This window comes from Paenibacillus sp. J22P169, assembly GCF_059691995.1.
Genome location: NZ_JCAUAO010000006.1, coordinates 84453 through 97112 on the forward strand (window position 1 = coordinate 84453; position 12660 = coordinate 97112).

At 51.5% G+C, this 12660-nt stretch carries 12 protein-coding genes; 4 read left to right on the forward strand and 8 right to left on the reverse strand.

What is annotated here, in order from left to right:
- The first annotated feature begins 92 nt into the window (after window positions 1-92).
- Window positions 93-542: an SRPBCC domain-containing protein gene (locus AC58QG_RS24625; protein ID WP_497364754.1), complete on the forward strand. Its 450-nt coding sequence runs from the start codon at window positions 93-95 to the stop codon at window positions 540-542.
- Between the two features lie 148 nt (window positions 543-690).
- On the opposite strand, the gene AC58QG_RS24630 is transcribed toward AC58QG_RS24625, so the two are convergent.
- The 4 genes from AC58QG_RS24630 to AC58QG_RS24645 are packed head-to-tail and all read right to left on the reverse strand — an operon-like array spanning window position 691 to window position 3953.
- Window positions 691-1362 carry a GNAT family N-acetyltransferase gene (locus AC58QG_RS24630; protein ID WP_497364755.1) on the reverse strand — a complete coding sequence of 224 codons (672 nt, stop codon included), beginning with the start codon at window positions 1360-1362 and terminating at the stop codon, window positions 691-693.
- A 15-nt stretch (window positions 1363-1377) separates the two neighbouring features.
- Window positions 1378-2052 carry a GNAT family N-acetyltransferase gene (locus AC58QG_RS24635; RefSeq protein ID WP_497364756.1) on the reverse strand — a complete coding sequence of 225 codons (675 nt, stop codon included), beginning with the start codon at window positions 2050-2052 and terminating at the stop codon, window positions 1378-1380.
- 4 nt (window positions 2053-2056) lie between these two features.
- Complete coding sequence (locus AC58QG_RS24640; protein ID WP_497364757.1) at window positions 2057-2914, reverse strand: carbon-nitrogen hydrolase family protein; 858 nt, start codon at window positions 2912-2914, stop codon at window positions 2057-2059.
- A gap of 49 nt (window positions 2915-2963) precedes the next feature.
- Window positions 2964-3953: an acrylyl-CoA reductase family protein gene (locus AC58QG_RS24645; protein WP_497364758.1), complete on the reverse strand. Its 990-nt coding sequence runs from the start codon at window positions 3951-3953 to the stop codon at window positions 2964-2966.
- 195 nt (window positions 3954-4148) lie between these two features.
- Here AC58QG_RS24645 and AC58QG_RS24650 point away from each other — a divergent pair, with 195 nt between their 5' ends.
- The gene (locus AC58QG_RS24650) at window positions 4149-5738 is read left to right on the forward strand and encodes a histidine kinase N-terminal 7TM domain-containing diguanylate cyclase (protein WP_497364759.1); all 1590 of its coding nucleotides are present in this window, start codon (window positions 4149-4151) and stop codon (window positions 5736-5738) included.
- A 58-nt stretch (window positions 5739-5796) separates the two neighbouring features.
- Complete coding sequence (locus tag AC58QG_RS24655) at window positions 5797-6000, forward strand: hypothetical protein (RefSeq protein WP_497364760.1); 204 nt, start codon at window positions 5797-5799, stop codon at window positions 5998-6000.
- A 127-nt stretch (window positions 6001-6127) separates the two neighbouring features.
- Here the strand turns inward: AC58QG_RS24655 and AC58QG_RS24660 are convergent, their stop codons facing one another.
- Genes AC58QG_RS24660 through AC58QG_RS24670 form a run of 3 tightly spaced genes read right to left on the reverse strand, consistent with a single transcriptional unit; the run spans window position 6128 to window position 10129 of the window.
- Entirely contained in the window at window positions 6128-7903 is a 1776-nt protein-coding gene (locus AC58QG_RS24660) for an ABC transporter ATP-binding protein (RefSeq protein WP_497364761.1), read from the reverse strand.
- Window positions 7896-9650: an ABC transporter ATP-binding protein gene (locus AC58QG_RS24665; protein WP_497364762.1), complete on the reverse strand. Its 1755-nt coding sequence runs from the start codon at window positions 9648-9650 to the stop codon at window positions 7896-7898. The genes AC58QG_RS24660 and AC58QG_RS24665 overlap by 8 nt, the downstream gene beginning before the upstream one ends.
- Window positions 9651-9682: 32 nt before the next feature.
- Window positions 9683-10129: a MarR family winged helix-turn-helix transcriptional regulator gene (locus AC58QG_RS24670; protein ID WP_497364763.1), complete on the reverse strand. Its 447-nt coding sequence runs from the start codon at window positions 10127-10129 to the stop codon at window positions 9683-9685.
- 405 nt (window positions 10130-10534) lie between these two features.
- Between AC58QG_RS24670 and AC58QG_RS24675 the strand changes: the two genes are divergently transcribed.
- Window positions 10535-10717: a hypothetical protein gene (locus AC58QG_RS24675; RefSeq protein WP_497364764.1), complete on the forward strand. Its 183-nt coding sequence runs from the start codon at window positions 10535-10537 to the stop codon at window positions 10715-10717.
- A gap of 278 nt (window positions 10718-10995) precedes the next feature.
- Here the strand turns inward: AC58QG_RS24675 and AC58QG_RS24680 are convergent, their stop codons facing one another.
- Window positions 10996-12573, reverse strand: a complete 1578-nt coding sequence (locus AC58QG_RS24680; protein ID WP_497364765.1) for a UDP-glucose--hexose-1-phosphate uridylyltransferase — start codon at window positions 12571-12573, stop codon at window positions 10996-10998.
- Window positions 12574-12660 lie beyond the last annotated feature (87 nt).

A 12660-nucleotide genomic window follows, 5' to 3' on the forward strand; every position in this document is an offset into this window, starting at 1 on the left:
TCGAACACTCCTTGTCGCGTTTTTACAATACATGGGAATACTAGATGCAATATGATAGGTAGGATCACAGAAGCGAAGGAGTGCGAGCGATTATGGAGCTGAAGTATGAATTTTATATTGGTGCAAGCCCGAAGCAAGTTTGGGATATTCTCATCACACCAGAGGGAACTCGGCAAATTTTGTTTGGCAGCGTGCTGCATTCTACCTTTGAAATTGGTTCTGACTATTCCTATATTGGTCCAGGTCAAGATGGGGATGAGACGGTTCATGTGTATGGCAAAATTTTGGCTTATGAGCCTGAAAAATTATTGAGCTGTACGGAGCATGCGGGTCCTTCCTATCGAGAGAACCATGCTGAGTTCGAATCACGCATGACAATCTCACTAGAAACCGTAGGCAGCTGTACAAAATTGACGCTCGTGAACGATCAATGGACGCCAGACCACCCGAGCTTTGAGTCGACAAAGGCCAGCTGGTGGATGATTCTGAGCAATATCAAGACATTAGCGGAGACAGGTAAAACGCTAGATTTCGGTTGGTAAGATGTCGTTCGTTCGTACCTATGGCGTGGATGGAAATGGAAAAGCCAGAGGATGTGTAATATTATACAGGACGTTTATTAGCTGAAGTCAACTTCAATTAAAACAAGGTGTTTCCTGTCCTGTGCAGGAAACACCTTGCTATCTAGAATTACAACGGTAGCAGCGCCAACCTCTCTTTACCTTCCAAACCAGCAACCATTGCTTCCCAAGCATGCGGCTTGTTCGCGAGCACCGCATAATACCGTCTCAGGAACTTCGCTACCAACGCCGCACTAATTTCCGTCGCATCTTCATCGGTCGGGAGGAAACAAAGATCCAACCCCTCTACAGCTTCCCCATTGTTCTCCCAAGATGGATGCACGTAGCTGAAGTCGATCCGCTTATAGCCAAGATGCGACAGCACCTCACGTCGAACGTAAGGATCCATTGGCTTTACGCCGCCGAAAGCATGCCCCTTGATCCGATACGGATCGTAAATTTCAGCGAACATCCCTGCTATCTGCTTACCTGACTCTGACGCCAATCGCTCCAGATCCTGCCACCGTCTTCTTGCAAGAAACCGCCCAATCCCAAGACCTGCCTGGCCAATAATCGTAAAATCCGTCATCGCCACTTGGTCATCCTCATAATAGCGATACTCCGTCGTGCCGACTACCTTGCCTTCATGAACGGCCACAAATACGCGAATCCCTGGATCTTCGAGAGGCTCCCTCCACAAAGAGTATTCGAGTACTTCCTCCGCCGGAAATACCTCTTTCATCAAATCGTGCATCGATCGAAACAACGGATCCTCAATACTCGTTATGCGTATGAATTCCATAAGGTCAACTCACTCCTATTTGTAATTTGTAAAAGGGTTCCGCCACTCCATCAACAGCGCATGATTCAGCGATTCCTCATCCTCCAAATAATTTGCAACCACAGCGACTGGCGTTCGGCCACATCGCAGCAAAAAGGTAATCACCGGGTCCTTCATCGTCCCCGCCATGACAGCTGCCGCATACTCATCGGCACTCATTTTCTCCGCCACCCTATGGTAGCCAGGCATCCGCCCGCCTCCAAGCAAACGAGCCAGTCCTAGCTGCACAACGACCTCGTACATCGACTGCATGAGCCATTTACCGAGGCCAAACTTGCGATACGCCGGCATGATACACACATCCACGATGTAGAGCGTATCACCATCAGGACGATGTGTGCGGATATACCCATCATCCGTCATCTCTGACCAGCTATGATCGGCATCCCCGGCCATCCGCTCACTATCCACTCGCAGTCCTGTGATCGAGCCCACAATCTGACCCGCCACCTCCACGCACAGCGCGCCCTCCGGAAAACGGGTGACATGTTCCATGAGCTGCTCCTTCGTCCACCAGAGTTCAGACGGAAATGGAGGTGGAAAGCTCAGCTGCTGAACGCGAATCAATGCATCGAAATCTGCTTCAGCATACGTGCGAATGACCGCCTCCACAGGGGTATCGCCATCATACACATAGAGTTGTTTGCGCATCGACTCAAGACCAGTCCGTGTATAAATCAGTGCGGCGGTCGCGCCAAGTGGTGACAGAGCCCCGCTCCCGAACGAGCGTCAACAGCGAGAGGTCAAGGTCGGCGGTCACAACCATATCACCGTTAATCTCGCCCTCGACCAGAATGCCTTTTGGTGGGAAGGGCACATCATTTGGCGTAATAACAGCAGCCTGTCCAAAGTTAGCTCTCATGAAATCAACCGTTGGTAGGGCACCAACAGTCCCTGTTGTTACGGCGTAGATTTGATTCTCAATCGTCCGAGCGTGACAGGTGTAACGTACCCGATGGAACCCATGCCGATCATCCGTACACGAAGGAGCGAACAGCACGTCTGCCCCACGGGCTCTGGCCATCCTTACGATCTCTGGGAATTCGACATCATAGCAAACCAGAATGGCAATTCTGCCTTTATCCGTATCAAAAACCTGCAGCGAATCCCCAGCACCCATGCCCCATTCCTTTACTTCGGTCGGAGTAATATGCAGCTTCTTTTGCTCGCCAATTCGTCCATCAGGATAGAACAGGAACGCTGTATTAAACAGCTTGTCCCCCTCAGCCGTAATGTGCGTACCGCCGATCAAATGCATGCCCGTTTGCTGAGCAAGTCCCTGGAATAAGTCGCGATAGGCCTCTGTAAAAGAAGGCAGTGCCTCGATCGGCAACGCTTTGCCGTTCTCATCGCCAATGGACATCAGCTGTGTGGTGAACAACTCCGGAAACAGCACAAAATCCGCCTCAAACTCCTGCGCCACCTTCACATAATGCTCCACCTGTGCGGCGAACTCTTCGAAGCTACTAATCGTATGTAAATGATATTGAACAGCTGATACCCGCATTTTCATTGTGCAACTCTCCTTATCTCCCAAATACAGGCATGCCGCGATCTTTCACTTACAGCCGAACCAGCACCCTGCCTCTTACCTTACCTTCCAATACTAGCTCCGCTGCCTCAGCAACCTCATCTAGCCGCACTTCCTTATACACCGTCTGCTCAAGCAGCCGTGGCTTCAACTCCGTTGCCATCCGCTCCCAAAGTGTCTTGCGCACTGCTGACGGGCAATAGACGGAATCAATGCCAAGTACATTCACACCTCGCAGGATAAAAGGATACACCGTCGCCGCAAAGTCCGCGCCGCCCGTTAATCCACTCAGCGCCACGGAGGCGCCGTATTTCATCCGGCTAAGCACGTACGCGAGTGAGGCGCCTCCCACAGGATCAACCGCGCCGGCCCAGTACTCCTTGCTGATTGGCTTGCTTTCGGCAGGCGAAAGTTCCTCCCGCGAGAGCACGCGCGTCGCACCAAGCTCAAGCAAATACGCGTGGTCAGCGGACTTCCCTGTACTCGCTTCCACTTCGTAGCCGAGGGCGGCGAGCATCGAGACGCTGCTGCTGCCCACACCACCCGTTGCCCCGCGCACGAGCATGGGTCCCTGCTCCTTGCGCAGCCCATTCTGCTCCATTCGGTGAATGGACAGGGCTGCTGTCAATCCCGCCGTGCCGAGGATCATCGCTTCGCGATGCGTCAGTCCCTGCGGGAGTGGCACGACCCAATCGGCGGGGACACGCGCATAAGCGCTGAACCCGCCGAAATGCCCTGTGCCCAGCTCGTAGCTGGTCACGAGCACCTCATCTCCCTCGCGATAGCGGGGATCTGACGAGGCCACGACCGTACCCGTCAAATCGATGCCAGGTACCATTGGATACTGGCGTACGACTCGTCCCGATGGGCTGCAAGCCATCGCATCTTTATAGTTAATACCGGAGAAAGCGACGCGGATCGTAACGTCCCCAGCGGGCAATTCCTCGATGCGGATCTCTTTCATTTTTAAAGAAAACCGTTCCTGTGTTCGTTCCACGACCAATGCGTTAAAGCTATCCATGTTCGCTCCTCCTACCTGTTAATCACTACTTCACTTGATCCTTTTAGTTTACTAAATTTTGTAACGCCTTGCCATTCTCACCTGCATACATACGCAATCGAATTTACGTGTCAACTCCCTATGACAGCATTCACGGATGTGTTACCATTAAAACGACAAATTACCAATAATCCTACAAATGATGGAGTGCGAATCATGGATCCAACGCTTACCATGTTCATTTCAATCGTCGCAACCTCAGGTGTTTTTACAGCCTTTCTGTGCATGTATACCTTTATCAAACGCAAAGAAATCCCCGGAGCTTACACATTCGTCATTTATACGGCTACACAAGCTATTTATATTTTTGCTCACGCATTTGAAATGGCCAGCGATACGTTAACCGAGGTAAAAATATGGACGATTTTCGAGTATGTTGGCATTGGAGCTGCACCTGCCATTGGCTTGCTCATTGTTATGCAATATATCGGTTTGAATCTGACACGCAGAAAAATAGCTGCACTCCTCCTCATTCCTGCCATTACCTTCGTTATGGTGATCACCAATGATTATCATCATTTGTTCTATAAAGATATGTATTTCCGCGAAAATGCCCCCTTCCCCACGACGGATGTTGTCATCGGACAATATTATATAATTCACGGGGCTTATATATTCGGATGCATGCTGGCAGCGGTCGTACTGCTCTTGCGCAAATGGCGTCAAACTAAGAAGGCCTACCGTTTGCAGCTAGCGACCTTAATCATGGGACAGTTCCTGCCGATGACAGGTGCGTTCGTTTATCTGATGGGTCTAACACCGTATGGCATTGACCCTGTGCCCATGATTCTTTGTATAACTTCTGCCATGTACATCTGGTCAATGGTGTCTACAAGGATGCTGACGGTTATTCCGATCGCGAAGGATCGTATTTTTGAAAGTATGCGTGAGGGTGCTGTCGTGCTGGATTCCTCCGATCGGCTTGTTGACTTCAATGGCGCGATCAGCAGTATGTTTCCAGGCTTAACGACGGACATGCTCGGATTAACACTGGATGACGCTTGGATTCGGCTGTCGGGTACACCATTTCCCGTGGTGCGATCACAAGATGGTGTGCAAGAAGAATTTGTTTGGCGTGCCGCAGATGGCAAGGAGTTCTACTATCAGATCCGATCTTCGGCTGTACGAGGACGCAGTGGAGAGACCATCGGGAGTCTGCTGATGCTGATCGATGTCACCGAGCCAAAGCTGCTCCAAGATCAATTAAAGCAGCTTGCCTACTATGATGGCTTGACGAAGCTGTTAAATCGCACGGAATTTATCCGCCGCAGCAAGGTTGTTTTGGAAGAGGCTCAGGATGACCAGCTGTCGACATGTATCCTGCTTTTTGATATTGATCATTTCAAGCATATCAATGATACGTACGGCCACGATGTTGGCGATCTCGCGATTCAGCATGTGGTTGCAATTGCGAAACGAATTGAAGCTGATGAACCTAGTGCGCTTATTGCTCGTTATGGCGGTGAGGAGTTTGTCGTCACCTTGCCTTCCTGCTCGCTGGATGAGGCAGCTTTGCTGGCCGAACAAATACGCGCACAGCTCGCAGCCGAGCCTATGATCGGGAGCTTCGGCACGATTGCCGTAACAGCGAGCTTCGGATTAACTCAGGCAAGCCATCGCGGAGATACCTTGGAGCTGCTGCTGAAGCATGCCGACATGGCTTTGTACCAAGCCAAACGGGCGGGGCGAAATCAGGTGAGTGTGTTTGACGGGCATGTTGAAGCACCGGTCGGAACTTCGAGGTGAGCATTAACTGGATAACATACAGCTAATATTGACTAAACCCACTAATTTCTGGATTTAGATGGGAAAGTTACAGCTAATTCTGCCAAATGAGGGAGTCTCGGCGAAAATGGCGCGGATTAGCTGTAGAAATTCCATCTATTCGATGCGGACGGGGAAAGTGAGCTGGATTAGATGGAGGAAATCCTTCTATTTCGCTGGTGGTGAGGAGCTGCAGCGGACTGCGGCGGGAGTAGAGCGGGACTGTGGCGGGACTGCAACATGACTGCGGGTCGCCGAGGAGCTCCGAGGGATTTGCAGGCGACAACGGAGGACTGCATCTATTTGAAAAGGGAGTTCCCATTAACGGGAACTCCCTTTTTGCTTGCGGCGGCTTCAGCACGCCTCGTCCGTCAAAGTGAACTAGCCTGGCTGAATTGGCTTGCATACAATTCGTAATAATGCCCGCGCAAAGCCAGCAGCTCCTCGTGCGTACCACGCTCCACGATTTCGCCGCCGTGGATGACCAGTATCGCACTCGCTTCGCGGATCGTGCTGAGCCGGTGGGCGATCACGAAGCTCGTTCGCCCTTTCATCAGTACGCCCATCGCCTGCTGGATGTGCAGCTCTGTGCGCGTGTCGACGGAGCTCGTCGCCTCGTCGAGCACGAGAATCGCGGGGTCGGCGAGAATCGCCCGCGCGATCGTGAGCAGCTGCCGCTGGCCCTGACTCAAGTTACCGCCGCCAGCGGTCAACTTGGCGTCATAGCCGCTCGGCAGCTTGCGAATGAACCCGTCCGCGTTGGCAAGCTTCGCGGCAGCTTCGACTTCTTCGTCCGTGGCGTCCAGACGGCCGAAACGGATATTTTCTCGGATCGTATCCGAGAACAAGTACACATCCTGCAGCACGATGCCAAGCTGGCTGCGCAGGCTGTCTTTTTCCATATCGCGAATGTCCAGCCCGTCTATCGTAATACGGCCCTCATTTACCTCGTAGAAGCGAGTCAACAAATTGATAATCGTCGTCTTCCCTGCTCCCGTCGGGCCGACTAAAGCGATCAGATCACCTGGCTCGGCGGTAAAAGAAACCTCTTGAAGCGTAGGCACATCATCGGTGTAAGCGAAGGAAACGTTTTGGAAAACGACTTCACCTTTGACATCTGTTAGCTGAGAAGCCCCCTGTTTGGAATCGTATTCCGTTTCATTATCCATCACTTCAAAAACACGCTCCGCCCCCGCAATACCCGACTGAATCATATTGTACTGGTTGGCGAGATCGTTGATCGGACGGCTGAATTGTTTCGAATAGTTCAAGAAGCTAATGATCACGCCGACCATCGTCCATCCCTTCAGCACCATCCAGCCCCCAATTGCTGCTAATAAAATGAAGCTAAAATGGTTGATCATATTCATGCTTGGCCCCATCATACCCGAAAGCTGCTGAGCACCCGTACCAGAAGCACGAAGCTGCTTGTTGATTACAGCGAGTTGATCGACAACTGCGGCTTCGCGACGAAAGGTTTTCACAACCTTTTGCCCAGAAATCGTCTCCTCAATTAAGCCATTCAGCTCACCGAGTCGCTGCTGCTGCTCTTTGAATAGGCGCTGTGTATGTTTCGTGATTTGCTTCGTTGTGAAGAGAACGATCGGAACCGTGATTAATGCGATCAGCGTAAGCCAAATATTCAAAGTAATCATCATGATCAAAGACCCGACAATCATAATGATACTGGTCATAATCTGTGTTAAATTTTGACTGAGCGTGGTTGCAACATTATCGACATCATTGGTCGTGCGGCTCATGAGTTCCCCGTGGGAAGTCTTGTCAAAATAGCTAATAGGCAGCTTGTGCAGATGACGAAAAAGATCCTGTCTCATTTGCCAAACCGTCCGCTGGGAAACCCCAGCAATCAGATAGGATTGGATCCAAGAGGCCGCACCACTTACTACGTAACAACTTAGGAGGAGGAGGCAAAGTCCCAGCAGTCCGCTCCGATCTCGCGGGATGATGTAATCATCGATGGCTACACCAATTAAATAGGGTCCGAGCAGGGCGAGGCCACTGCCAAGAACAGTCAAGATCGCAACAGTAAGTAGTCCTGCACGTTGAAGTCGAAGGTAACCCCACATGCGAAGGAGGGTTGCGCCGATGTTTTTCGCGCGTGGTTTGCGCGTTTGCTTTTTAGCCATGCAGAGCAGCCTCCTTCCCTTGCTGGGAGTTGTAAATATCTTGGTACAGCGCGCTTGTCGCCAGCAGTTCCTCATGGGTTCCTCGTGCGGCGATGCGCCCCTCCTCCAGGACAAGAATTTGATCGGCCTGCAGGACCGAGGAGACGCGCTGCGCGATAATAATGCGCGTGCTGCCTGCCATCAGCTCTTGCAGGGAACGCTGGATGCGTTTCTCCGTGCCTAGATCAATAGCGCTGGTACTGTCATCTAGCACAAGCAGCGGCGAGCGCAAAAGTAAAGCCCGTGCTATCGCTATTCGCTGCTTCTGACCTCCGGAGAGATTCACGCCTCGCTGTCCCAGCTTGGCTTCGTAGCCCTCCGGCAGCTTGCGGATGAAGCTATCCGCTTCCGCTGCTTTGGCGACTGCCTCCATCTCAGCATCTGACGCCTCTGGCTTGCCGAAAAGAATGTTATCGCGAATCGTGCCGCTAAACAAAATGGACTGCTGCAGCACAATGCCGATCTGACTACGCAGCTGCTCGACAGGCAGCTCTTTCACATCCACTCCATTCAGACGGATATGTCCGCTGGAAGCTTCGTAAAGTCGGGGAATCAAACTAACGAGTGTAGACTTGCCGGAGCCTGTCGCCCCGAGAATCCCAATCGTTTGACCAGGCAGAGCCTTAAACGAAATATCCTTGAGGACAGGTTGATCGGGAGCCGTCTCATATACGAATGAAACCTGATTGAATTCTAACTCACAGCCGAACACTGGTGACGGTGTAAGCGTAGGTGGCTGACTCCCCTTGGCTGGTTCATTCAGATCCACCTTCGTATCTAGCACCTCACGGATGCGTTCGGCGGAAACCTGCGCCCGGGAAATGTTCATCAGCGTATTGCTGATGGACACGAGGGAAAACAGCACTTGGCTTATATAGATGATGAATGCCGCCAAATCTCCAATCGCCATCGACCCGCTCCACGTTTGAGCGCCGCCAAACCAGAGAACAGCTACAATGCTCACGTTCAAAATCAATGTCATCAGCGGACCGCTTGTAGCTAAAGCGCGAGCGGAGCTAAGACTGGCGTTGAGCAGGTCGGTGTTCGCTTTACCAAAGCGAGTCCGCTCGAAGGCTGCGCGAACAAAAGCTTTGATCACCCTAATGCCCGTCGTGCTCTCTTGCATAACGGTGTTTACGCGATCGATCTTCGTCTGCATCTGGCGAAAAAGCGGTGTAGAGCGTTTCATCAACACATACAGGATGACAAATTGAATCGGCACGACTGCAAGCAGAATCAAGGAAAGTCGCGGTGAAATGACGACGGCCATGATGATACTGCCAACAAGCAGCGACGCTTCACGTGTGAATTGACGCAGTAGAATTTGCAAGATGTTCAGCATTTGCATCACATCGCTAGTCAAACGAGTGATCAGCGATCCAGTCGAAAAAGTATCCAATTGGCGAAACGACAAGGATTGCACCTTCTCGAAAACACTTATCCGCAGGTCAGCGCCAAAGCTTTGAGCGGCTTTCACTGTGAAAAATGTACAACCCACTCCGCCTGCGAGACCAATGAGGGCAACAACCAGCATATGTATGCCTGTCGACCACACCAACGCTAGATTGCCTTCAGCAACCCCGTGATTCACAATAGTAGCCATGAGACGAGGCTGCGATAAGTCCATACATACCTCCATCACCATCAGCAAGGGAGCTAGCAGCGTTATGAACCAATATGGTTTAACAAACGATCGTAGTTTCCACATAAATGATGTCCCTTCTTTTGTTTGTCGACTAACTAATTTAATTCCTCTTTAGGACGTAGATTATCCTTCATTTGAAGCAATAGGCGGCGAAATAGCAGCATTTCCTCTGGCAGAAAATGCGAAAAGGTTATCTCATCCGCAGTCTTGATCGCTTCTCTAACATGTACAGTGACTTCCTTCCCCTTCTCGGTCAGGTAGACACGCGTAACCCGTTGATCGTTCTCGTCGGGGCGTCGTTCGACGAGGCCTGTTTTTTCCATGCGATCCACCATGACGGACAGCGTCGCACGTTTATTGTGAATGCGAGCAGCTAGTTCGCTATGACTAAGCCCATCCTCAACAGACAAAGCAAGCAATAGCGGGGGTTGCCCCGGATAAACATCATAGGGATGAATGATTTGATCAACTGTATGCCGGTGCATTTTCAGCAAATGATGCATGAGATGTGTTAGTGATTCTGGATTATGGTGACGTGACAACAAAGCACTCCCCTTTTAGTTAGTCAGCTAATTAATAGTTTAGGTAGCGCAACTCGTCCTGTCAATATGATATTTTCCATTTCCTCGTTCGTGAAGGACGCCGTGACATGAATGTTTGGGTGGGCTGGGATGAGTAATTGGCTTGTTTTCTGGTGCGTGAGGTTTGTTGAGGATGGGGCTTCTGTTGGTGGGAGGTGGTTTGGGGAGTAATCACTTGTTTTCTGGTGCGTCAGGCTAGTTGGGGATAGGGCTTCTATTGGTGGAGGTGGTTTGGCGGAGTAATTGGCTTGTTTTCTGGTGCGTCAGGCTAGTTGAGGTTGGGGCTTCTGTTGGTGAAGGTGGTTTGGGGGAGTAATTGGCTTGTTTTCTGGTGCGTCAGGCTAGTTGAGGTTGGGGCTTCTGTTGGTGAAGGTGGTTTGGGGGAGTAATTGGCTTGTTTTCTGGTGCGGGAGGCTAGTTGAGGTTGGGGCTTCTTCTGTTGGTGGAGGTGGTTTGATGGAGTTATTGGCTTGTTTGCGGGTGCGGGAGGTGTGGTTGGAGCTGTTGGTGCGGGTGTTCGGGAGTAAAAGTAGCCCAGCAACCGATTAAATGGAAAATCTCCATCTAATTCCATCCTTTCCTCATCAAATTTCGATTTAGATGGATTTTCTACATTTGAATTCCCCCATTCTACGCCCAATGGGGGAATTCAGGGAAATTAGCTGTATGTTTTCCAGCTAAATTCCAAATTTCAAGCGTTTCCCTTGAAATTAGCTGTAGTTTTTCCAGTTACTCGTCCACTGGAAACATCCCGTAGACCCGCCCGCCTCATTCGCGCGCGCGCACAAAAAAATCCCTGGTCCACCGACCAGGGATTCCGCACTAACCTACTGCTGCGTGAAACCCACTGCAGCCAAAAACCGTCCGAACGCCGCTTGCCCGGCTTCGTCTCTCTTGAAGACGCCTGCGTCAAGCAGGACGTCCATGAACTTGCTGCCGACCTCAGTCTGCAGCACCGCATTCGCCGCGTCGGCCGTCAGCGCCGCGCCATGCTTCGCGAGCAGCGCCGCGATCCAATCCGCATGCTTATGCAGCGGATGGCCCTCGTTGCGCACCTCGCGGCTGAGCTCGGCTTCGCCGGTCAGAAGCTTGGCGATGTCCGCCAGCTCCTCTTGCAGGCGGCCTGGCAGCACCGCCAGCCCCATAACCTCAATCAAGCCGATGTTCTCCTTCTTGATGTGGTGCAAGTGCTGATGCGGATGGAAGATCCCATCCGGATGTTCAGTGCTGGTGCGGTTGTTCCGCAGCACCAGGTCAAGCTCGTACTCGCCCCGTGCATTGTTGCGGGCGATCGGCGTGATCGTGTTATGCGGGATCCGCTGTCCGTCCTTCTCGCTGAACGCGAGGACGTCCGCTTCCGCATCACTGTATGCACGCCAGTCTTCGAGCAGCTTGCTCGCCAGCTTGTACAGCTGCTGCTTGTTGTGCCCGCTCAGGCGCAGCACCGACATCGGCCACTTCACAATAGCAGCCTTCACACCAGCAAAATCCTTATGTGAGAATGCTTTCTCACTTGGCGCTTTTTCCATTGGGAACTTGTGGCGTCCCCCTTGGAAATGATCGTGATTCAGGATGGAACCCCCGACGATCGGCAGGTCTGCATTCGACCCAATGAAATAGTGTGGGAACTGTTCGATGAAGTCTAGCAAACGATAGAACGTATTTGCCGTTGTCTTCATCGGAATATGCTTCTCATGGAAGATAATGCTGTGCTCGTTGTAATAAACGTATGGTGAATACTGCAGGTACCACTTCTCACTATCCAATTCAAGCGGGATGACGCGCAGATTCTGTCTAGCCGGGTGATTCACACGGCCTGCATAGCCCAGATTGTCTACGCATAGTAGACATAGGGGGTAGCTGCTTTGTGGAAGCGTTTTGAGCAGCGCAATTTCCTTCGGATCCTTCTCCGGCTTGGAGAGGTTGATCGTAATTTCCAAATCCCCGTAGGCCGTTTCTGCTAACCAGTAGGCGTTCTTAGCGATTCGGTCCATCCGAATGTAGTTCGAATCGATGGATTGCTTGTAAAAATACTCGGTTGCCGCTTCGACATTCTTCGTCTTAGCCAGCGTCCAGAATTGGCGCACCACCTCGGAAGGACGAGGCATCATGAGTCCCATGATTCGCGCATCTAGCAAATCGCGGTACGTCATCGTGTTTTCTTCCAGTAGTCCCGCTTCCCAAGCTGCATCCAACAGCTCTTCCAGCAAGCCAACCGGACTGCTCAATTTCTCCGCAGGTACTTCCCCTTGGAAAGGCTCCGCCAGTCCGAACAAATCCAGCAAAGCATTGCGCGAGGTGTAGACGTCCAGCTGTTCGATCAACCCATTCTGGGTGGCGAATTGCAGAAGTCTTTCTATGGTTAACGCTGCATATTGCGGCGTTTGTCGTGTGTGTTCCATCATGCCACTCCCCTTTCTTCTAAGAAGAACCTCAACCAAAAGCCTGCAAATGTGCATCCGTTTGCTGCATCTTTTTGTGCCTCATTCGCA